This is a genomic window from Paenibacillus sp. MMO-177 (genome assembly GCF_037147795.1).
GTDB lineage: Bacteria > Bacillota > Bacilli > Paenibacillales > Paenibacillaceae > Pristimantibacillus.
The window spans coordinates 63,634-85,496 of sequence record NZ_JBBCUR010000013.1 but is presented as its reverse complement, the minus strand read 5'-3'; the positions used below and the strand labels follow the sequence as shown (position 1 = coordinate 85,496).

Sequence of the window (21,863 nt, the reverse complement as noted above, 5' to 3'; positions counted from 1 at the left end):
TGAAGTATTCTCTCCACAACCATTCCTCCCAATAGCTATTTGTTTCTTCCCGGCGTTATTTTATCACGGCCTTCCGGATTTTTGTGATAGGGTATTGTAAAAGAGGGACCGCACGGACTAGTTCAAAAGTAGGGATCCGAGCCGTTTTGTTTATTCAGCTGTCTCGTCAAGATCTTCATTGTAAGCCAATATTCCGCGTTTGAAATAATGAAGCTTTTCGTCTGTGGTGCTTTCCATCAGGTTCGTGATCAGAAGTCCCACGCTTTCCTTATAGTTTTGGCTGTTATACAGAGCCATGGCGAGAAATACCTGAATGGCGCGGTTCTCCGGGAATTCTTTCATCCCTCTGCGCAGAGTCTCGACGGCTTTGTCGTATTGTCCCCAATAGCGGTATGTACTCCCGAGCCCCATCAAGCATCTTTCCAGGTCTGCCCCGGATAACCCCAGGTCAATGGCCCGCTCGTAATAGGGGATTGCCTTATCTCCAAGACCGGAATTATCGCAGGCAATCCCCATTTGGTAATGGATCTCCGCATCATCGGGATAATTGGCAAGCAGTTCTAATAATTGCTCTCGTACCTCCCTTAAAATACTTTGATCCTGCTTCGCTCGTCCTTCTTCTCTGCGTTCAATTAATTTACTTAAAATGTCTCTTGTCATATTTCACGACTCCCATAGATGTAGTAGTTGCTAGCTGCATTGTAAAACGACCCACACGTTATCAAAATTCAGTTGTCTCAGATCTTCTTCGCGTATCCAGAAATACAACCTGCCCGTCATTCCCCACATCATTCCAATGTCTTCTTCCGAGTCGATTTGGAGCAGAAGCTTCCAGCGGTCTGCCGTCTGTTCGAGCAGTTCTCTCCTTGGATCCCTATAGGCTGTACCGTCTCCGCAGTATAAGCCATGAGTGACTAGCTGGCATTTTAATTGCATCTCATTCTGAATGGGATTCGGATGCCCCAATAATCGATGACTCATATCGCCAAAATTATAATGATCCTCAATTTTTTCGAGTAACGCATAGTAGTTATCTGTTTCCTCATTTGTCAATCGAAGTTTCTCAATAAACAAGGATTCGGCAGGAGGCAATGTTGTCTGTAGGTTGAAGACGGTCATACATGACGAGTAACTGCCTTGTTCGATGATATCTTCGGGTTCTTCTCTTCTTTCTAGATCTTCAATACGATCAAAATAGAGAACCTTCCATCTTCCGCGGTCATTGGGATCATATCCCCATGGCTGCTCAAGCTCATAAAAGAAACTGAGCAGGCCTTTATCAGGCAACAGAGAAAGTTTATTGTCCGGCTCTGCAAGATTAACTTGCGCAATAAAATGGAGAGAACGATCCTGATACTTCGGCCAAGAAAATCCGATGGGCAGATCCGGTTTACCTCCCAGCTTAGAATGTGCAACGGGAATGTTACCATCATCCCGGTTTTCCGTGGTCATTCTAAGTGATAATAAACAATTAGAGATAATGGCATCTTCATATTTCTCGAGATTACTGGAACGAATAAGTTGTTCTATCTTGCTGTCAATCATGCAGTTCCTCCAATCCACGGTTAGGTTAGAATCAGTAACTCTCATTCTATCATTTACTGGAAAAAAAGACCTGTCTCAATATAAAAAAAGGAAGGCCCAATAAAGCGGCCTTCCTTTTCTTTCGGTCCCCAAAAAATAAGACAACGGCGAGGAATAGAGGGAATTGTTCTCCTGGAGGAGCGGAGCGCTTGCCTTTGCCCGAAGGGCAACAGCTACACCGAATTTCGGCAACTAGCTAGATGTTGACGAAATTTCGGTGAACCGGAAGGAGAACAATTCCCGCCATGACGAGCTCAGCTGTCCTTGTCCTTTATCTGAGTTCAGTTGTCTTTGTAAACAAAATAATCAAAGTCTGCATACAACCCTCGGCCGGAAGTATCCTGGCATTGCATGCCCACAAATGCGCCGGTAAAGAAGCCGCCGCCTTGAATGTAATCATCCGACAGCTTATGCGACTCGAAGGTAACCGGCAGCGTTATCCAGCTGTCGCCGTCGAACGAGTACGAGTAGCGGTACGTCAGCTCCGTAACATCAACGCGGAGGAATACGTATTCCACGTTGTCCGGGATTACAACCTCGGAGCCTTGCAGCGGCTGCGAGAACGAGAAGTTATCGCAGGCAACCAGCTCCAGAATCCGGCCTTTCTCTTCATGCCGAGTAATCTGGCAGGAAGTCCAGTTCTGCGTATTGTAGTAGTTCACCAGACCGGCGGATTGCTGGAACGTCTCAGGGCTAAACGCTACCTTCGTCTCCGCGGTGAAGTAGAAATGCTGCCACCGGCGGGCAACAAAAGCCTGCGTGAACTTCGAGGTCAGCGATTCTTTCCCGTAGATGCGCAGGTGGCCCGGGTTGTCTTTCAAGGATACAATCTTCTCTCCGAGCGGAATGCGCAAGGTCTGGAAATGCGGATTCAGCGTCTCCGAATCGAAGTCGTCCTTCTCTGGGAAGTCGGGTGCCCACACCACTTCTTCGATGTTTGGTCCTTCGATAGTGAGCGACGGTTTATTGCCGCCAACCACGTACGGCCAATCGTTCTGCCATTCAAGACGTTGAATGGCGGTTTCTCGCCCAAGCGGACAATAGCCGCGCGGGTCCAGCAAAGGTTGTCCTTCGCGGGAGAGCGGACGTCCAACTAAGTGGACAAGGAACCATTCATCCGTATGCGTCTGAACGATCGAAGCATGTCCCGCTTTTTGCAGCGCGATCCGCGGATGGGCATGCGAAGAAATAAGCGGATTTTCCGGATGCACCTCGTAAGGGCCTCGGAGGTTTTTCGAACGGGCGATAGTCGCCTGATGATCGTATTTCGTGCCGCCCTCAGCGGTCAGCAGGTAGTAATAACCGCCTATTTTGTACAAATGAGGCGCTTCGGTCAGCTTAATGTCGGTGCCTTTGAAGATCACTTCCGCTTTGCCGACCAGACGCCGCTCAGCCGGATCATACTCTTGCAGCACAATACCGTAGAACGGGTGATTGCCGACGCGTTGATCCCACATCATATTCACAAAATATTTTCTGCCGTCTTCATCATGGAAGAGGGAGGGGTCAAAGCCGGAGCTGTTCATGTGAATCGGCTCGGACCATTCGCCGTCAATCGTATCGCAGGTAACGAGGTAGTTGTGGCAATCCTTCCACTGGCCTTCAACAACCTTTACGTCGGTGTAGATCAGCCAGAATTGATTGTCGCTGTAAGACAATTGAGGCGCCCAGATGCCGCCGGAATCCGGGTTGCCCATCATGTTCAGCTGGCTTAGACGGTTCAGCGGACGGGACGCCAGCCGCCAGTTTTTCAGATCCTTGGAATGGTAAATGCCAACACCCGGAAACCACTCGAAGGTCGATACCGCAATATAATAATCTTCGCCTACACGGCAGATGCAAGGATCCGGATTAAAGCCCGGCAAAATAGGATTCGTAATAGTAGCCATATCGACAAAATTCTCCTCTCATCAGTTCAGCAAATAAGCTGTTGGAAAGACTGGAATTGTATAGAAATTACCCTTCTTCGCTACCGTCTTCCTTCAGCTGATGTGTTATAATATCATTATATTATCAAGGTTTATGAGGATAACCCATATCCATAGCAGGACAGTATTTACCCAAATCGATCAAGCTGAGAATGCCGCCCGGGAGGAAATTGGAATGGAGCAAAAAGAGCGTCAAAAAAGAGAGTATATGCTGCCCGATATGGATTCGACCTTCCGGGTGTTTGGAGCCCACTCCCGAACCGTTAATCCGGAATGGAGTTATCCGCTTCACAAGCATCCGATGTTTGAGATCAATCTGGTTCTGACGGGGACTCAGCAGTTTAGCGTTGAACGGACAAGCTATACGCAGCAAGCGGGCGACCTGCTGCTCTTCAGGCCTGGCGACCAACACGAAAGCCGGGCATCAGGGGGGGAGGAAATGACGTATTATTGCCTTCATTTTGATGTGGACGAGCCTTCGTTCCGGGAGCTGCTCTGCCGGAGTCCAAGATGCTTCTATCCCTCGGACAGCGAGCTTGCTATGGCGATAAGGCCAGCGCTGGACAATCTTATCGGATTAACGGTATCGCAAGAAGCGGTGCTGCGGACGGAGGCCCGCATGCATGTCCTATCTGCCTTATTCCAGCTGTTTGCCGTCCTTAGCGGTACATTGTCCAAGTTGAATCAGGACCCTGTCGTCCTTAGAAATTCCGAGTTGGCTTCGCGGGTCGCCATCATGCTGGAGGAAGCCGTAGAGGATGCAGCAATTATGGATGACAAAGATACGATAAGCTCGATTGCCGCCGCGGTCGGATACAGCACTTCATCGGTGAACCGTCTGTTTACTAGGGCTTTTGGCGTATCCCCGAGGCAATATCTATCCACGATTATGCTGAAGAAGGCGAAGCTGCTGCTGATGGATCCCGAGTTCACGATTGAAGAGATCTCCTCGAGACTTGGCTACAACAATATTGCTCATTTCAGCAGACAGTTCAAGCGCTGGACGGGAGAATCGCCAAGCCGTTTCAGGGATAGATTCCACGATTAGCCATATAGTGGTAAACTGTAGGGAGAGGTATTTTTTTCGCGAAACGTATGCCGCCAGCAGCCGTTTACGCTAGGATTGTTGAAGAGGAGTGACGCTAGCTTGCATAACTTTAGTCGTATGCGCTCCCTGTTAGGGTTGCTGGTAGGCGTGCTATTTATCCTATCGGCATGTAGTAGAACGGAACTATCCATGAAGCCGCTCTCCTCGGCAAAAACCGTTAATATCGGAGTAACGTACTCGCCAAATACTCTTAATCCATTGTCGCCGGTTGGACAGGTCTCGTCTTATATTTCCGGTTTAATGTATTTGCCGCTTTTTGAACTGGATCAGGAATTATCCTTTAAGCCGATGCTGGCGGATTCCATTACGACAATGGACCATAGATTATTTACGATCAACCTGAATCCGTCCGCCAAATGGAGCGACGGGAGTCCCGTCACAGCCGACGATGTTGTTTTTACGCTGGAGCTGATGACTAGCAGGAAGATTGCTTCGACGTATGCGTATATGTTTGCCATCATAGAGGGGACCGATTCGGCAGGCTTCCGGCCGGAGGGACAGTCGGCGTTGGCAGGTGTTCAAGCAGTGGACAAGCATACGTTGACGATTAAAACCAAAGAGCCAACAACCTTAACTATTATGCAGGACACGATAGGCCGGAATATATTAACGCTCCCGAAAAAGGCGTTGGAGAATGAGCCGCCGGATCAACTGAGGAATGGTGATTTTGTGCAAAAATCTGCCGTCATCAGCGGACCGTACCACCTCGACGGCTATGTGCGGGATCAACTTGTCCAGATGAAGGCAAATGCCGATTACTTCAAGGGAGCGCCTAAAATCGGCCGGTTAAACTTTAAAATATTGAAAGGCGAGGCGCTTGCGGATCAGTTGAAAAACGGAGAAGTTGACCTCAATATTCCGTCGTTTGGAGTTATTCCGATTCAAGATTACGGCACAATCAAATCGCTCCCGGATGTGACGGCGATCAGCAGCCCGTCGATTACGACCCAATTCATGTATATCAATGAACAAGAACTGCCGGATGCAAGGCAAAGACAAGCGATCTCGTATGCGATTAACCGGGAGAAGATTGTGAACGATTTGCTGCGGGGAGCGGGAGAGACCATGGACGGTTTGTTTACCAGCTACAGTCCTTATCTTGATCCATCGGTCAAGCAGGCGGACTACGATCCGGCCAAAGCAAAAAGCCTGCTCGCGGCGTCTGGCTGGGTGCCCGGTACGAAGCTGACGTTATCCGTCTTGTCCGGGGACAGCACGCTGGAGCAGGCAGCCCGGATGGCAGCCGATGATTTAAAGGCTGTTGGAATAGAGGCAAAGATTCAAATGGTAAATCTAGCTCCGCTAATCAATAAAATTGCTGAAAGAGACTACGATCTTGGCGTTATGACGGTCTCGATGTCTCTTGTTAACCCTCTGCCGGACGTAAGCTATTTCCTGCAAGAGGGGAATCCCAACGGGTATCGCAATTCGGAAGTGGACAAGCTGCTTGCTTCCCTGAAGTCAGAGACTCGGGAGGCGGATTTGAAGCAGACTTACAGCAGGCTTCAGCAGATTGTCGCGGCAGACGTGCCAATGCTGTCCATTTACGCAACCCGTTCCTTAAGTGTTGTAAATAATGCGGTAACCGGCGTGTATCCTTCGGATTACGGCATGTTTATTGATGTGCAGGACTGGGACATTAAGCGTTAAGCTTGATGTCCCTTTTCCATATCGAGGGTAAGAACAACCGGGCAATGATCGCTGCCGATAATTTGGGAATCGATGCCCGCATCTACAATGGCCGGGGCAAGTCTTGCTGAAGTTAGGAAATAGTCGATGCGCCAGCCGACATTCCGTTCTCTGATCTTCGGCATAAAAGACCACCAGGTATACGCATCCGTGCGGTCCGGGTACAAGTAACGGAAGGAGTCGATAAATCCGGCATCAAGCAAAAGCGTCATTTTTTCTCGTTCCTCGTCCGTGAAGCCGGAGTTGCCTCGGTTCGATTTCGCGTTTTTCAGATCGATTTCCTGATGGGCCACGTTTAAATCCCCGCACACGATCACCGGTTTATGCTCGTCCAGCTTACTGAGGTAACCTCTGAACATCTCTTCCCAAGCCAGCCGGAAATCCAGCCTCGACAGGTCTCGTCTAGCGTTTGGCGTGTATACCGTTACGAGATAGAAGCTCTCGTACTCAAGCGTAATGACCCGTCCTTCGTTATCCTCGTCTTCTTCGCCCAGGCCATAGCTTACGGACAGAGGTTTATGCTTCGTAAAAATCGCCGTGCCGGAATAACCTTTTTTCTCGGCGTAATGCCAGAACAGATGATAGGCTTCTCCGAGCTCCAGCTTGATCTGTCCTTCCTGAAGCTTCGTCTCCTGCAGGCAGAAGAAATCCGCGTCCATCTCGTTAAAATAATCCAAAAACCCTTTATTTACACAGGCTCTAAGGCCGTTCACATTCCAGGATACAAACTTCATCGCTCGCGAATCTCCTTCTCTATTAACTCTCGTACTCTAGTGTAACATACGACTATCTGCCAGAAGGTTTTAAAATTTTGCCTATGCGGGGCATTCGCCATGGCGGACAGTTCTGTTACAATAAAGGGACTTAAAGACGAGAAAGAGGAGATCGCATGAAGTTCAGACCGTGTATCGACCTGCATAGCGGGAAAGTGAAGCAAATTGTCGGAGAGACGCTGGATGCCAATCCGGGGCGCGTGGTTGAAAATTTTGTGTCCGAGCATGACTCGGCTTATTACGCTTCGATGTTCAAACGGGATGCGTTGACGGGCGGTCACGTCATTATGCTGGGCGGAGGAAATGAAGAAGCGGCATTGTCCGCATTGCGTGAATATCCGGGCGGCCTGCAGATCGGCGGAGGGATTACGGCGGACAATGCGGCAAAATACCTCGAAGCGGGCGCTTCGCAGGTCATTGTGACGTCTTATATTTTCCGTGACGGCGAGCTGAATATGGACAACCTGAAGCGGATGGTCTCCGAGGTTGGCAAGGACAAGCTTGTGATCGATCTGAGCTGCAAGCAAAAGGACGGAAGCTGGTATGTCGTGACGAACCAATGGCGGACCTTCAGCAGCTTCCAGGTGAACGAAGCCAATCTTCACGAGCTGGAATCGTATTGCAGCGAGTTTCTCGTGCATGCGGTAGACGTGGAAGGGAAGCGGACGGGCATTCTGGAAAGCCTGGTGAAGCAGCTGGCGGATTGGGTATCCATCCCGACGACTTACGCAGGCGGCGCCCGCTCGCTGGAGGATCTCGAGCTGTTCCGCCGTTTGACGGACGGCAAGCTGGACATTACGATCGGCAGCGCGCTGGACATCTTCGGCGGCAACCTGTCTTACGATGAGGTTGTGGCTTACTGCCGGTAGAGAGGTCGGTCATTAATCCGCCAGACTCGGAACGCGAAAAATGTATCTTCTACACCGAATCTGCAACATACTGAGTAACTGTTCGCAGATTCGGTGTTACGCTGCTGTTGTCTTCCCTTTGCCTAATCAAATTTTAAAGGTTGCAAAGGGAAGACAAAGGCAGGCGCTTCGCTCTCCAGAAGATACATTTACCGCTTATCCTTTCTTTGGCGATTAAAAACGACCTCTCTTTTTTATGCTTTTTTAACCGAAGGAAAAACTACTCTTTGCCGTGGCGCATAAACAGCCACACGCCGAAGAGGATCACGATGCCGGCGCCTAACTGCCAGCCGGTCAACGCTTCCTTGAGCAGCGCCCAGGCCAGCAGCGAAGCGATAACCGGCTCGCCCAGCACGGACATGGAGACCGCCGTCGCGTTCATATACTTCAGCAGCCAGTTGAACAGATAATGGCCGAACAGCGTTGGCACAATAGCGAGCAGCAGGAAGATGCCCCACTCATGCGAGCTGTAGCCCGTAAACCGGTAGCCTTGAGTAAGGTTATAGACGGCAAGCGTTGTGGCGGCAATGGTAAACACAAGGAAGTTATAGGCGAAGGCGCTTGTGTTGCTTCGGAGCTGCTTGCCGATCAGCATATGGAGCGCTACCGCAATCGTGCCGAGTATCGACAAGACGTCCCCGTACAGCGCTTCTTTCGATAAGGCCAGGTCGCTGGAGCCTATAATCAGCGTGCCAACCATGGCAATCCCCATGCCGAGCAGCATCATTTTGTTAGCTTTTGTCTTAAAGATGAGATAAGAGCCCAGCATGACAAGCACCGGTTCAAGCGCCAGGAATATCGTTGAGCTGGCAACCGTGGTATGCTTCAGCGACGACATCCAGAGCAGGAAATGCAGGGCAAGCATAATGCCCGAAGCGAACAGCAGCAGGAGCTGGCGAGCCGTATGATAGAGCAGCTCCTGCTTGTATCTCCATGCCAGCGGCAGCATAATCAGGACAGTCAGGTAGAGGCGGTACATCCCGATAACCGAAGGCTCGGCGCTGGACCATTTGATGAAGATGGACGAGAACGAGATGGCGATGATGCCAACGACGTAGAGGAGCTCGTAGGCGGAGAAAGACTTGGATGCGCGATTCATGAATGTTACTTCTCCCATGCAATAAATTCGTATAAAAACCCCAACATGTAATACTACTACAGGAGGGTATCGGGAGCAATTTGTAACTGTTGGTTTTTAGGCTGTAAAAAACGATTGACAGCTTTTTCTCAACCCGCTATGATCTTATCAACAGATACGGATTGACGAAAATGTCAGTCTGTGACCCGAAGATCGAATCGACTGGACCAACCAGAGATTCAATGGAGCTGTCTGCTTAGACGTCCATTGGATCTTTTTTTATATCCTAATTCCAACTATTCCAATGAGGAAAAACTAAATTAGGAAAACAATAAAACAGGAGGTGCCGGCTATGTCGACGGCATTATTGGAGATTGTTGACGTTAGCAAGACGTTCCGCAATTCAAACGAGGCGGTCCCCGTGCTTGACCGGTTGAAGCTGACCATCAATCAAGGAGAGATTGTATCCATCATTGGACCAAGCGGCTGCGGGAAAAGCACGCTGCTCAAGATTGTAGCGGGGCTGGATGTCGATATCGAAGGCCGTGTTCTGCTTGAAGGGGAGCAAGTGAAGAAGCCTTCCCAGGAGAAAGGGTTTATTTTTCAGGAGCATCGGTTATTCCCTTGGCTTACGGTGGAACGGAATATTGCCGCAGATTTATCCCTTCGCAATCCGGAGACCCGCAAGAAGGTAGACGAGCTGATCAAGCTGGTCAAATTGGAGGGCTTCGAGAAGGCGTATCCGAAGCAGCTGTCCGGGGGCATGTCCCAGCGGGTGGCTATCGCAAGAGCGCTGCTCCGCAATCCGAAGGTGCTGCTGCTTGACGAACCTTTTGGCGCGCTGGATGCGTTCACCCGCAGCCATATGCAGGAGGCTTTGCTGGATATTTGGCGCGAAAACCGCACAACGATGCTATTTGTCACCCATGATATCGACGAAGCCGTCTTCCTGTCCCACCGGGTTATCGTTCTGGACCCTCGTCCCGGCCGGATTAAGACGATCGTTCCGATCGATCTTCCGTTCCCCCGCAAAAGAACGGGTTCGGCATTCCAGGACCTCCGTACGTTAATCCTCCGGGCTCTCGACCATGAGGAGCCGGATAAAGAAACTTATACAATCTAGCTCCGGCTGATGTTTCGGCCTGTTGTGACTCATGTTTTAGCGTCCAGCGGAGATTGTTTCGGTGGAATGCGACTTTACGTGTTTTGTATCGGTTGGCGGAGGTTATTTCAGTCGAATGTGGATTTCTAGCTGTTAGCGGAGGTTATTCGGTCGAGTGAGACTATTGCGCGTTTGTTTCAACCTATGAAAAATTCTAATCATGAAACAAATCGCAAGGAGCAATCGATCGAATAACCGGAGCGTCGCAAGGAACAATCGACCGAACAACCGAAGCCTCAGCGTGGAACAAACCACAAGGAGTAGTCGATCGAAATTACCGGAGCTGCAAACAAACCGCAAGGAGCAACGACCGAACATTCGGAGCCATGAAAGGATGAATAAACCATGTCCAATCCCGCAACTGAAGCATTAAAAGGAGTAACGCCGTCTCCGGCCGCTTCCAAGCCTGCCGCTGCCGTTCGCGTGGCGAGGAAAAAAGGGGATTTTAAGGGAAGAAAGCTGCTGATGGGCAGCTTGCTGCCTCTTATTATTCTTGGAAGCTGGCAATACGTCAGCGGCACGGGAATCGTAGACGCGATGATGTTCCCCGCGCCGTCCTCCATTATTAAAGAATTTTATGAAATGATTGTCTCCGGCGAACTGTTCCGTCATCTGGAAATCAGCGTCCTGCGGGCGCTGCTCGGCTTTCTGCTCGGCGGCAGCCTTGGCCTGATTTTTGGCCTAACGGTTGGCATGTTCAGCAAGGTCGAGGAGATCGTGGACCCTACCGTTCAAATGATTCGCACCGTACCGCTTCTTGCGATTACGCCGCTGTTTATTTTGTGGTTCGGGTTTGGGGAGACGTCGAAAATCCTGCTGATTGCGCTTGGAGCATTCTTCCCGCTGTATGTAAATACGTTTCTTGGCGTACGGAACGTGGATTCCAAGCTGTTTGACGTTGCGAGGGTATTGGAATTCAAGAAGGTGAACCAGATGATCCGCCTTGTCCTTCCTGCGGCAATGCCCAACGTGCTGCTGGGACTCCGGCTTTCGATCAGCATTGCGTGGCTGGTGCTTGTCGTGGCTGAACTGATGGGTGCCGACCGGGGCATCGGCTATTTGATCCAAGATGCCCGGTCGTTTATGCGCACCGAGGTGGTGTTTATCGGCATTATTCTGTTTGCTGCCGTCGGGAAGCTGACGGACTCGCTGGTACGGGTACTGGAGCGGCGCCTGCTCAAATGGCGCGACAGCTACAAGGGTTAGCTGCCGGCAGGGCTTTGCTGCGGCGGAGCCTGCCGCTGCGGCAGCTTGGCGGCCTCCGCTTCGAAATATTCCTTCAGCTCGGCTTCCTTGCGCGGATCCGTTAAGGCAATCTTGCCTTCCAAATGCTTGGTTACGAGCAGCTCCCAAGTGGGGGCTGCCTTTTGAGTACGCATTGCGCGCACGGCGTTTTTGACCATGCGGCGCTCTTTTGCGTTGGTATACAGATCTTTGTATTTCTGCTTATAAGCATCGAGATCCAAATGATCGAAGATGGCGCGGAATACGTGGGCCGTCATGATCGCATCGTCCAGCGCCCGGTGGGCATTCCCTTCGAAAACCAGATTAAGATCGGCCAAAGCGGCTTCAACGCTGACGTCGTTTGTGATATTTTTATAGCGGAGATAGCCCTTCAGCAGGTCGAAAGTATCCATGGACAGCCAGAAAGCGTCATCCAGCTTATGCATCCGCGTATCGTAGACGATCCGTTTCAGGTCTTCGCCGCCCCAAGTAAAGAGCATAAAGGGCTCTCCGCGGTCCAGCCACTTGATAAACTCGCCGATCACGCGAGGGAATTTTGGCGCTATATCAATCTCTTCCTGCGGAATACCCGTCTTTTTCTTGATAAAGGAATTCAGCTTGGAGAAGTAGACCGGCTTGATCAAGGAAGAAAAAATATCGGTCTGCTGCAAATCGGCATTCAGCCGCACGGCGCCAATCTCAATGACTTCCATGGGAAGATCGCTTGCGAATTTGCGTCCGTTAAATTCAATGTCCAGAATTATATAATCCATGTATTAACCCCCGATAAATTGCTCATGCCTATCCATTCTAACAGAAATGCGAAGGAAACAGGAATGAGCGTATGAGAACCTCTTGAGAGGATCATGGCGAAGGAGCAGATATTATGGCCAGGAACGTCATCAAAGACCAGCAGCAGAGGGAACTGCGCCGCAATCAGATATTGACGGCAGCGGCTTCCGTATTTACCGTGCGCGGCGTAGCCGTTGCGAAAATATCCGATATTGCGACCGAAGCGGGATTAAGCTACGGTCATGTTTATAATTTTTTCGAATCCAAGGAGAAGATTCTATTGGCACTTGTACAGTCCTCGCAGGAAAGGTATACCGAGCTGCTGCTCGAAGCGCGCGGCGGCAGCGGTACGGCATTGGATAAACTCAGGTGGCTCATCGAAATATACCTGCAAACGGGCAGGACGTCCACGCATTTCTGGGTGGTGCTGCAGGCGCAGGCGACCGAGGTGCTGAATCCGGAGGAGAAAGCGGAAATTAATAAGAAAGCCCAGGCTAACCGCGACCTGCTCGCGGATATTATACGTGACGGGCAGGCGGAAGGTACGATCGTGGAAGGGGATGCGGTTGAACTGGCAACGCTGCTGCTGTCGCTGTTTCAAAGCACGTCGATATGGGGTTACCGCGGCTTTGGCGAGCCTTCCGGTCATGCCGTCGATATTATGCTGAGGCTTGTTGTCAAAAAGTAAACCAAGCGGGTTGGAATAATCGGAAAAAAGTGGTTGACAGCAAAAAAGTCAGCTGGTATGATCAGAATCACCAAATGACAAATTGATCATTTTATCAGTTTGTCGAACGAAGAGAATGAAGAATCGACTGGACGACCGGAGATTCGATTTCCTAACCTTTTACCTGATCACAGGGTAAGGTTAGGAATCGGATCTTTTTTATTCTCTAAATCCGATTAAACAAATAAGCAAAGTTGTATTAAGGGAGATGGAGCATATGAAGAGAAACAAGTTTCGAGCTTTCACGCTGACAGCCTTATCGGTTATGGCGCTGGTGACGGTACTGGCCGGCTGCGGCGGCAAGACGTCGAAGGATTCAACCGCATCCGCGGCATCGGCTAACGGAGGTACGGCTGAACGGCCGCATGTAACGGTCAACGTAGCGATCAACGGAGGATTATCGCCGCTGCTTCTGGCAAAGGAAAAGGGCTGGCTTGAGGAGGAGTTCAAAACGTTAAACGCCGACGTCAGCTGGAGCGAATTCCAAAGCGGGCCTCCGCTGCTTGAGTCGCTTGCTTCCAAACGCGTCGACCTCTCCTTCCTCGGGGATGGCGCTACGATTTCCGGTTTATCGGCAAACCTGCCTTTCGAAGTTATCGCTCTTCTAAGCGACGGCAAGCTGTCCAACTCGATTATTACGCCGAAGGATAAAGGGATCTCGAAGGTTGAGGACCTGAAAGGCAAGTCCATTGCGGTTGCCAAAGGCACAACGGCGCATGTATTCCTGCTCAAAGTGCTGGAGAAGTACGGGCTGAGCGACAAGGACGTCAACCTGATTGCGCTGCAGCCTGAGGACGCGCTGCCTGCCTTTGAGACCGGCAAAGTGGATGCTTGGGTAACGTGGGATCCTTACACGACGAAGGAGACCGCATCGGGCAAGGCGACGATTATCGCGGGTTCCAATGAAGGGATTGCCGCACCGGTATCGGCGATTGCGAGAACGGATTTTGCCAAGAGCAATCCCGAGCTTGTCACGGCGTTCCTGAAGGTTTACAAGCAGGCGATTGATTGGCAGAACGCCCATAAAGACGAGGCCGTGCAGATCTATGCGGATCTGAAAAAGATTGACGCAGGCGTTGTAAAAGCCCTGCTTGCCAGCTCCGCGCCTAGTCTTCGCGCTTATTCGCAAGAAGAGCTGGATGCCCAGCAGAAGTCGGCGGAGCTCCTGCTCGGCAACGGCTTCATTAAGAATAAGATTAGCTTCCAGGATCATGTCGACATGAGTTTTCTTGAGAAGCTGTCCCAATAAACCATTTATCTAAAAAGGAGCGATTAACCATGACTCAATTAACCGTAGACACATCCCGTCAATTTGATCTTTTTGCGAAACGCACGATTCAAGGAGGCCCGCGTTTCCTGCAGCGTTTGGCTGACGGCCTGGAAGACCGTCCATACACGTTATTTACGCTCAAGCCGCTTGGTCCGGTTATTGGCGCCGAGATTGAAGGCGTTGACTTAAGAGAGCATGTGTCGCCGGAGGTTAAGGCTGAGCTGCACCGCGCATTGCTGGAATGGAAGGTTCTTTTCTTCCGCAACCAGGACATTACGAGCGAGCAGCAGCTGAATTTTGCAAGACAATGGGGAGAGCTTGAGAACCATCCGTTCCTGCCAAAGGGCGCGGCGGCCGAGATTACCCGTTTCGAGAAAGATGCGAACATGAAGGGGCAGGAGAACAACTGGCATGCGGATGTCACCTGGCGTCTTGAGCCTTCCATGGGTGCCGTTCTTCGCTTGTCCGAGGTGCCGCCGCAAGGCGGGGATACGCTGTGGGCGGATATGGGCGCTGCTTATGACAACCTTCCGGATGAGGTGAAGGAGCGCATTGACGGGCTGAAGGCCATTCACGATTTCACGCCAACCTTCGGACGGTTTATGCCGCCTGAGCTGCTGGCACAGAAGCAGGCGGAATTCCCTGCCGCCGAGCATCCGGTTGTCCGCACGCATCCGGAGACGGGGCGGAAAACCCTGTTTGTTAATCCGGTATTTACGACGCGAATTGTTGGCCTGGATGAGGAAGAAGGAGAGAAGCTGCTTCAGTACCTGTTCCGTCAAGCGGAGATTCCGGAATATCAAGTGCGCTTCAACTGGGAGAAAAATTCGATTGCGCTGTGGGATAACCGCGCGACCCAGCATTACGCCTCTTCCGATTATTATCCGAACCGCCGCGTTGCCGAACGGATTTCCATTCTTGGCGACCGTCCTTATTAATTATATACTTAGGGCAGGCTTGGCCTATCATAGCGTTCTAAAAGGAGAGGAAGCACTTGCCCGCATCAACATGGATTCAGCATTCCGTTATTTTCACCTTGAAGCATGCCGAAGGCTCGGAGCAGGAACGTCAGTTTCTCGAGGACGGCAAAGCGATTCTAAGTTCTATTCCCACGGTTCAGCAGTTCCGGGTTTTCCGACAAGTAAGCCCGAAGAATGACTATAAATTCGGGTTCTCGATGGAGTTCGCCGATCAGGCGGCTTACGAGGCTTATAACGCGCATCCGCTGCATGTTGCCTTCGTATCGGAGCGTTGGGAGAAGGAAGTAGAAGCGTTTCTCGAAATCGATTATTCGGAAGTTTAAAGAAGTATAGACAATGGGAGGGTGTTCCTTTGGGGCCGGTTATGGCCGAAGGAACACCCTCTTTTCGCTTGCGCAAAGCGATTAATAGGCCGGTTCGAAGGTAAACGAGGCAATATTCATAACAAGCACGTATTTGGTCTGGTTCGTATCCGTGGTCAAGGTGAGGTAAGCAGGGTCGAAAGCCGTCAGAATGCCTTGTACATCGCCGGCTGCGGTCGATACGGTCATTAACTGGCCCTTGTGGCGGGTCATCAGGGAGAAAAGGGTGGAGCCTGGCGTAATAAGATGGGAAGCGGATGGCGTTGTCATTGGATTCATTCCTTTCTGGTGAGGTCTGACTCGTATATTATAAGTATCCGCTTACAAGCGAAAACGGAACCAGTTTTTTTGCAGGGTTGTCCGATTGTTAAACATAGGCCTATAATGGAGCGGGAATGTTCAATCTTTTTGCGTTTATTTCACCTATGACTATGGGAGGTCATTTTTCATGAAGAAGCTGAAAGTACTTGGGCAATTAACAGAGGCGGGTGTCGTTGCGGTTCTGCGCGCGGATTCGCCGGAGGAAGTAGCCGAGATGGCGCGCCGTGCCATTAAAGGCGGCATTAAAGCGATTGAAATTACGATGACGGTGCCGTTCGCGCTCCGTGCGATCGAACAGCTGTCCAAGGAGTATTCCAGCACGGCTTCGCCGGATGCGGACAACTTCGCGATTATCGGCGTAGGCACCGTGCTTGATCCGGAAACGGCACGCGCGGCGATTATGGCCGGAGCGGAATTTGTAGTGGCACCTGCTTTTAACCCGGATACGATTAAGCTTTGCAACCGTTACGCGATTCCGGTTATGCCGGGCACGATGACGGTTCATGAAATTCAAAGCGCGCTTGAGATGGGCGTTGACGTAGTCAAGCTGTTCCCTGGCAACCTGTTCTCGCCAAGCATCATTCCGTCGATTAAAGGTCCGCTGCCGCAGGCAAACATTATGCCAACGGGCGGCGTATCGCTCTCCAACCTGAAGGATTGGATCAAAGCGGGCGCCGTAGCCGTCGGTATCGGTTCCGACCTGACGAAGGATGCCGTAGCAACGGGCGACTTCTCGCTGATCGAGCAAAAAGCAAGCGCTTATATGGAAGCCTATCGCGCCGCGAAAGGGCTGTAAGTTTTTGAAACGTCCCGGGGATGGAGAGCTTAGCTGCTCCGTCTTGGGGCGTTTTTGCATGCTGGGCCCGGAATTATGCCGACCCGGCATGGATATGAGGCGGTAATCGTATTGAAATGACCCGGTGATTTTGTATAAAGTAGTACTATGTGCATGTAAACATGAAGGAGGCCGTTAAAGAGCATGGAATACCGGATTGAGAAAGACACAATGGGCGAGATCAAAGTTGCCGCGGACAGAATGTGGGGAGCTCAAACCCAACGCAGCTTGGAAAACTTCAAAATCAGCGGCGAGAAAATGCCGCTTCAAGTCGTATATGCGATGGCGATCATCAAGAAAGCGGCTGCGAACGCAAACCTGAAGCTTGGCAAGCTCGACGCGGAGAAAGCCGGTGTAATCGGCGAAGCGGTTGACGAGATTCTGGCTGGCAAATGGGACGAGCATTTCCCGCTTGTCGTATGGCAGACAGGCAGCGGCACGCAAACGAACATGAACGTGAACGAGGTGGTTGCTCACCGCGCGAACCAATTGCTTGCCGAACGCGGCAGCGAAGCCCGCATTCACCCGAACGATGACGTGAACCGTTCCCAAAGCTCGAACGATACGTTCCCGGCAGCTTTGCATATCGCGGGCGTAATCGACGTGGAAGACAAGTTGATCCCGGCAATCGACGTGCTGGCTGGCACGTTTGTTGAGAAGATGGAGAAGTTCGACAATATCGTCAAAATCGGCAGAACGCATCTGCAGGATGCTACTCCAATTACGCTAGGCCAAGAGATCAGCGGCTGGCATGCGATGCTCGAGAAAACACGCGCGATGCTGATCCAAAGCATTGATCAAATGCGAGAGCTGGCGCTTGGCGGTACGGCGGTTGGTACTGGCTTGAACGCTCATCCGGACTTCGCGGTGAAGGTAGCGGAAGAAGTAACGGCTCTGACTGGCAAAACGTTTATCACAGCTCCTAATAAGTTCCACTCGCTGACTAGCCATGATCAAATCGTGTACGCGCACGGTGCGGTAAAAGCGCTCGCGGCGGATCTGATGAAGATCGCGAACGACGTTCGCTGGCTCGCAAGCGGTCCTCGCTGCGGCATCGGCGAGATCTCCATTCCGGAGAACGAACCGGGCAGCTCCATCATGCCGGGTAAAGTAAACCCTACGCAAAGCGAAGCGCTGACTATGGCAGCTTGCCAAGTGTTCGGCAATGACGCAACGATTGGCTTCGCGGCAAGCCAAGGCAACTTCGAGCTTAACGTGTTTAAGCCGGTTATTATCTACAACTTCCTGCAATCCGTTGCCCTGATGGCGGACGGCATGATTTCGTTTAACGATAATTGTGCGATTGGCATCGAGCCAAACGAAGCGGTAATCAAGCGCAACCTCGAGCAATCGCTCATGCTGGTAACGGCGCTGAACCCGTACATCGGCTACGAGAACGCGGCTGCAATCGCGAAAAACGCGCACAAAAAAGGACTGACGCTGAAAGAATCCGCGATCGCAAGCGGCCTCCTCACTTCGGAGCAGTTCGACGAATACGTGAAGCCGGAAGCAATGGTTGGCAAACGTTAATAGATAAGGCAGGCTCCGGTTTCCCGGAGCCTGTTTTTTTGTGTGCGCGGCCATCCGGGGAGGTGCACCGCGCAGCTGGTGGATTTGCGCGAAAAGTGGAGGTTAAGGTCCCTGAGGGACCTTAACGGAGTTCGGCGGAGTGGGACTTGGGTGCTTAAGGTCCCTGAGGGACCTTAAGGTTGGCGGAGAACGCTGAAACTAGCGCAAATGAGTTGAAAGGTTGAAGGTTAAGGTCCCTTAGGGACTTTAACGATGTTCAAGCGAGTGTGAATGGGCTACTTAAGGTCCCTAAAAGGTCTTAAGGTGGTTGAAGCAGCAGAGACTGGCTTGATTGCAGACGGCTGGCTAAGCTTAACGATGCGCGACATCGTTAAAGTGACTAATTAATGGGAAGTGCGGGTTCTTGGCGATGTGCGACATCGTTAAGGGAAGAGGAAAGTTGGCGGAATGAGCGATATGGGCGGTTTTGGCTAAGCTTAACGATGCGCGACATCGTTAAAGTGACTAATTAGTGGGAAGTGCAGGGTCTTGGCGATGTGCGACATCGTTAAGGGAAGAGAAAAGTTGGCGGAATGAGCGATATGGGCGGTTTTGGCTGGCCTTAACGATACGCTGTATCGTTAAGGCCGTTGAAAGACGGCAGTTAGTGTTACTTAACGATGCGCGGCATCGTTAAGTTGCTTGCGTGAGGCGTGAGGCTGAGCTGCTGAGCTTGCCTGCTGCAAGGGCTCGGGTGCCAGCGGACGGCGGAATATGGTATGATACGGATGGCAGAACCCGCAAGCGGCGGCTGCACATTTTGGATGTAAAGTAGGGTAACTTATTATGCATTTATTATCGGTTGAACATATAACAAAAAGCTACGGCGAGAAAATGCTCTTCGAGGACGTGACCTTTGGCGTCGAAGAGGGCGACAAAATCGGCATTATCGGCGTCAACGGAACGGGCAAGTCGACGTTCCTGAAGGTTATCGCCGGAATTGAACCTGCCGATTCCGGCAGCATCTCGATCGGCAACCGCGTCGTTGTGCGGATGCTGGCGCAGGACCCGGCATTTGCGCCGGGTGAGACGGCGCTCGAGCATGTCCTTGGCGGCGATTCGCCGCAGCTGCGCGCCGTGCGCGAATATGCGGCTGCGCTTGAAGCGCTTGAGCTGAAGCCAAGCGACGAGTCGCTGCAGGAGCGACTGATCAAAGCTAATCAAAAGATGGACGAACTGGACGCCTGGACGCTGGAAAGCGAAGCGAAGACGGCGCTTGGCCGGCTGGGCATCCAGAATTTCAACGATAAAGTAGAGACGTTCTCCGGCGGGCAGAGAAAACGCGTTGCGATGGCGGCGGCGCTCTTGCAGCCTTCGGATATTCTTATTCTTGACGAGCCTACCAACCATATCGATAACGAATCCGTTGCATGGCTGGAGAGCATGCTGCAAAAGCGCAAAGGCGCGCTGCTTATGATTACCCATGATCGCTATTTCCTGGACCGGGTAAGCAACCGCGTCATCGAGCTTGATAAAGGGCGGGCGTTCTTTTATGAAGCGAACTACAGCCGGTTCCTCGAGCTGAAGGTAGAACGCGAGGAGCGGGAAGCGGCTTCGGAGGACAAACGGCAGAATCTGCTGAGGAACGAGCTGGCTTGGATCCGGCGCGGAGCGAAAGCCCGGTCAACCAAGCAGAAGGCGCGGATCGACCGGTTCGAAGCGCTTAAGGCGCAAGCGCCGAAGCAAGCAGGCGGCAAAATGGACGTATCGGTAGCGTCAACGCGACTCGGCAAAAAAATCGTGGAGATAGAGAAGGTCAGCAAACGGTTTGGCGACCGCACGCTTATCCGCGATTTCAGCTATATCGCCGTACCGGAAGACCGCGTCGGCATCGTTGGCCGTAACGGTGAAGGCAAGTCTACTTTGCTGAAGCTGATCGCTGACAAGCTGCAGCCCGATGAAGGCAAGATCGAGCTTGGCTTGACCGTTAAGCTGGGTTGGTTCTCGCAGGAGCATGAAGAGATGGACGAATCGCTTCGCGTTATCGAATATATCCGCGAAGGAGCGGAGCAGGTAAAAACGGCAGATGGAACAACGATCTCCGCGGGCCAAATGCTGGAGCGGTTTCTTTTCCCGCCTGCGATGCAATGGTCGATTATCGGCAAGCTGTCCGGCGGCGAGAAGCGCCGTCTGCAATTGCTGCGCGTCCTGATGAATGCTCCTAACGTGCTGCTTCTCGACGAGCCTACCAATGACCTGGACATTGCAACGTTGTCGGTACTCGAGGATTACCTCGACGATTTCCCTGGCGTTGTATTTGTGGTATCCCATGACCGTTACTTCCTTGACCGGACGGTTGATAAAATTTTCGCCTTTGAAGGCGAAGGCGTTATTACGCAGCATGTCGGCAACTACACCGAATACCAGGAGTATGCGGAAAAATACGGCGTACCTGCGGCTACGGATTCATCCAGCGGCGTAAATCCGGCACAGCCGGCAGTTAAGGCGGCTGCAGAATCTTCTGCTGCAGCAGATGGCGGAAGCAAGCCATCCGGCGAACGTCTGCGCATGTCGTACAAGGACCAGAAGGATTTCGAGCAGATTGACGGCTGGATCGAGAAAGCGGAAGACCAGCTGGCGGCCGTGACGGAAAAAATGAATAACGCGGGCAGCGACTCTGCCCTCTTGCAGCAATTAGTTGAAGAGCAGCAACAGCTGGAGTCCAAGCTGGAAGAGCTGATGGACCGCTGGGCGGAGCTAAACGAGCTGGCGGAGAAGATCGCAGCGCAGAAGAAATAAGTTAATGCTTACGAAGCAAGAATTGCTTCGCCATTCTTTTTAGGAGGGACCTCAACCATGGCAAACGAAATTCGCAACATCTATTGCATCGGCAGGAACTACCGCCTGCATGCGCTTGAGCTTGGCAATGAAGTGCCGGAGGAGCCGCTTGTCTTCACGAAGCCTTCTCATGCGGTCGCGCCGATGAACGGCAACGTCGTCGAAATTCCGGGCGGACGCGGGGAAGTGCATTTCGAGCTGGAGCTTGTGCTTCGTATTGCGCGTCCGCTTGAGCCCGGCATGTCGCCGGACGAGATTATTGACGGACTGGCGCTTGGACTCGACCTGACGCTGCGCGACGTGCAAAGCAAGCTGAAGGCGAAAGGCCAGCCTTGGCTGGACGCCAAAGGCTTCAAAGCTTCCGCGCCGCTGGGCGAATGGATGGCTTATCCGGGCGAGGAAGGGCTGAAAGACTTTGATTTTGCCCTGATTCGCAATGGCGAGCAGGCTCAGCTTGGCAACTCGAAGGATATGCTGTTCAGCATCTCCGAGCTGGTACGCCATATCGATTCGCGTTACGGCCTTGGCGAAGGCGACATTATCTTTACCGGCACGCCTGCCGGCGTAGCCGCTTTGCATGACGGCGACGTGCTTGAAGCGCTGTTTAACGGCGAAAAAGCAGCAAGCTGCACGGTGAAGCTGGTATAGCACACCTCATAAACGAGTTAGACTGTCGAGATCATATCGGCAGTCTTTTTTTCTTTTTCGGCTTCGGTTTAAATTCCGTTTAAATTCGGCGGTTAAGATGATACCAGATCAACGAAGCAGAGAGGTG

20 protein-coding genes are annotated in these 21,863 nt (G+C 51.8%); 13 read left to right on the top strand and 7 right to left on the bottom strand.

Annotation, left to right across the window (positions count from 1 at the left end; translation table 11 throughout):
• Nucleotides 1–150: 150 nt before the first annotated feature.
• From WFK81_RS27305 to WFK81_RS27295, 3 genes are all read right to left on the bottom strand, one after another.
• Complete coding sequence (locus tag WFK81_RS27305; RefSeq protein ID WP_336790175.1) at nucleotides 151–660, bottom strand: tetratricopeptide repeat protein; 510 nt, start codon at nucleotides 658–660, stop codon at nucleotides 151–153.
• A gap of 30 nt (nucleotides 661–690) precedes the next feature.
• Nucleotides 691–1,545 carry a YwqG family protein gene (locus WFK81_RS27300; protein WP_336790173.1) on the bottom strand — a complete coding sequence of 285 codons (855 nt, stop codon included), beginning with the start codon at nucleotides 1,543–1,545 and terminating at the stop codon, nucleotides 691–693.
• Between the two features lie 320 nt (nucleotides 1,546–1,865).
• Complete coding sequence (locus WFK81_RS27295; protein WP_336790172.1) at nucleotides 1,866–3,473, bottom strand: glycoside hydrolase family 43 protein; 1,608 nt, start codon at nucleotides 3,471–3,473, stop codon at nucleotides 1,866–1,868.
• A gap of 214 nt (nucleotides 3,474–3,687) precedes the next feature.
• On the opposite strand from WFK81_RS27295, the gene WFK81_RS27290 reads away from it, so the two are divergent.
• The gene (locus WFK81_RS27290; RefSeq protein ID WP_336790171.1) at nucleotides 3,688–4,560 is read left to right on the top strand and encodes an AraC family transcriptional regulator; all 873 of its coding nucleotides are present in this window, start codon (nucleotides 3,688–3,690) and stop codon (nucleotides 4,558–4,560) included.
• Between the two features lie 99 nt (nucleotides 4,561–4,659).
• Nucleotides 4,660–6,270, top strand: coding sequence for an ABC transporter substrate-binding protein (locus WFK81_RS27285; protein WP_336790170.1), 1,611 nt, complete (start codon nucleotides 4,660–4,662; stop codon nucleotides 6,268–6,270).
• Here WFK81_RS27285 and WFK81_RS27280 read toward each other — a convergent pair.
• Entirely contained in the window at nucleotides 6,267–7,043 is a 777-nt protein-coding gene (locus WFK81_RS27280) for an exodeoxyribonuclease III (RefSeq protein ID WP_336790168.1), read from the bottom strand. The two genes, WFK81_RS27285 and WFK81_RS27280, sit on opposite strands and share 4 nt — an antisense overlap.
• A 155-nt stretch (nucleotides 7,044–7,198) precedes the next feature.
• Here WFK81_RS27280 and hisA point away from each other — a divergent pair, with 155 nt between their 5' ends.
• Entirely contained in the window at nucleotides 7,199–7,951 is a 753-nt protein-coding gene (hisA, locus tag WFK81_RS27275) for a phosphoribosylformimino-5-aminoimidazole carboxamide ribotide isomerase (RefSeq protein WP_336790166.1), read from the top strand.
• A gap of 259 nt (nucleotides 7,952–8,210) precedes the next feature.
• On the opposite strand, the gene WFK81_RS27270 is transcribed toward hisA, so the two are convergent.
• The gene (locus WFK81_RS27270) at nucleotides 8,211–9,089 is read right to left on the bottom strand and encodes a DMT family transporter (RefSeq protein ID WP_336790164.1); all 879 of its coding nucleotides are present in this window, start codon (nucleotides 9,087–9,089) and stop codon (nucleotides 8,211–8,213) included.
• Between the two features lie 331 nt (nucleotides 9,090–9,420).
• Between WFK81_RS27270 and WFK81_RS27265 the strand changes: the two genes are divergently transcribed.
• Together WFK81_RS27265 and WFK81_RS27260 are read left to right on the top strand one after the other, a co-directional pair.
• The gene (locus tag WFK81_RS27265) at nucleotides 9,421–10,191 is read left to right on the top strand and encodes an ABC transporter ATP-binding protein (RefSeq protein ID WP_336790163.1); all 771 of its coding nucleotides are present in this window, start codon (nucleotides 9,421–9,423) and stop codon (nucleotides 10,189–10,191) included.
• A gap of 384 nt (nucleotides 10,192–10,575) precedes the next feature.
• Nucleotides 10,576–11,436 (top strand): ABC transporter permease, encoded by an 861-nt coding sequence (locus WFK81_RS27260; RefSeq protein ID WP_336790161.1) that lies wholly within the window; start codon nucleotides 10,576–10,578, stop codon nucleotides 11,434–11,436.
• Here WFK81_RS27260 and WFK81_RS27255 read toward each other — a convergent pair.
• Nucleotides 11,433–12,227 (bottom strand): 3'-5' exonuclease, encoded by a 795-nt coding sequence (locus tag WFK81_RS27255; RefSeq protein WP_336790159.1) that lies wholly within the window; start codon nucleotides 12,225–12,227, stop codon nucleotides 11,433–11,435. The genes WFK81_RS27260 and WFK81_RS27255 overlap by 4 nt on opposite strands.
• 113 nt (nucleotides 12,228–12,340) lie before the next feature.
• Between WFK81_RS27255 and WFK81_RS27250 the strand changes: the two genes are divergently transcribed.
• The 4 genes from WFK81_RS27250 (at nucleotide 12,341) to WFK81_RS27235 (ending at nucleotide 15,546) form a co-directional block, all read left to right on the top strand.
• Nucleotides 12,341–12,934: a TetR/AcrR family transcriptional regulator gene (locus tag WFK81_RS27250; RefSeq protein ID WP_336790157.1), complete on the top strand. Its 594-nt coding sequence runs from the start codon at nucleotides 12,341–12,343 to the stop codon at nucleotides 12,932–12,934.
• Nucleotides 12,935–13,190: 256 nt separating this feature from the next.
• Nucleotides 13,191–14,222: an aliphatic sulfonate ABC transporter substrate-binding protein gene (locus WFK81_RS27245; RefSeq protein ID WP_336790155.1), complete on the top strand. Its 1,032-nt coding sequence runs from the start codon at nucleotides 13,191–13,193 to the stop codon at nucleotides 14,220–14,222.
• A gap of 29 nt (nucleotides 14,223–14,251) precedes the next feature.
• Entirely contained in the window at nucleotides 14,252–15,181 is a 930-nt protein-coding gene (locus WFK81_RS27240) for a TauD/TfdA dioxygenase family protein (RefSeq protein WP_336790153.1), read from the top strand.
• Between the two features lie 56 nt (nucleotides 15,182–15,237).
• Complete coding sequence (locus WFK81_RS27235; protein WP_336776070.1) at nucleotides 15,238–15,546, top strand: Dabb family protein; 309 nt, start codon at nucleotides 15,238–15,240, stop codon at nucleotides 15,544–15,546.
• An 81-nt stretch (nucleotides 15,547–15,627) separates the two neighbouring features.
• Here the strand turns inward: WFK81_RS27235 and WFK81_RS27230 are convergent, their stop codons facing one another.
• A complete protein-coding gene (locus tag WFK81_RS27230; RefSeq protein ID WP_162862767.1) occupies nucleotides 15,628–15,855 on the bottom strand; it encodes a DUF2642 domain-containing protein in 228 nt (75 codons plus the stop codon).
• 178 nt (nucleotides 15,856–16,033) lie between these two features.
• On the opposite strand from WFK81_RS27230, the gene WFK81_RS27225 reads away from it, so the two are divergent.
• The 4 genes from WFK81_RS27225 (at nucleotide 16,034) to WFK81_RS27210 (ending at nucleotide 21,736) form a co-directional block, all read left to right on the top strand.
• Nucleotides 16,034–16,702, top strand: a complete 669-nt coding sequence (locus WFK81_RS27225; RefSeq protein ID WP_132310007.1) for a bifunctional 2-keto-4-hydroxyglutarate aldolase/2-keto-3-deoxy-6-phosphogluconate aldolase — start codon at nucleotides 16,034–16,036, stop codon at nucleotides 16,700–16,702.
• 183 nt (nucleotides 16,703–16,885) lie between these two features.
• A complete protein-coding gene (fumC, locus tag WFK81_RS27220; protein ID WP_336790150.1) occupies nucleotides 16,886–18,271 on the top strand; it encodes a class II fumarate hydratase in 1,386 nt (461 codons plus the stop codon).
• 825 nt (nucleotides 18,272–19,096) lie between these two features.
• Entirely contained in the window at nucleotides 19,097–21,049 is a 1,953-nt protein-coding gene (locus WFK81_RS27215) for an ABC-F family ATP-binding cassette domain-containing protein (protein WP_336790148.1), read from the top strand.
• A gap of 57 nt (nucleotides 21,050–21,106) precedes the next feature.
• A complete protein-coding gene (locus tag WFK81_RS27210) occupies nucleotides 21,107–21,736 on the top strand; it encodes a fumarylacetoacetate hydrolase family protein (protein WP_336790146.1) in 630 nt (209 codons plus the stop codon).
• Nucleotides 21,737–21,863: the final 127 nt, after the last annotated feature.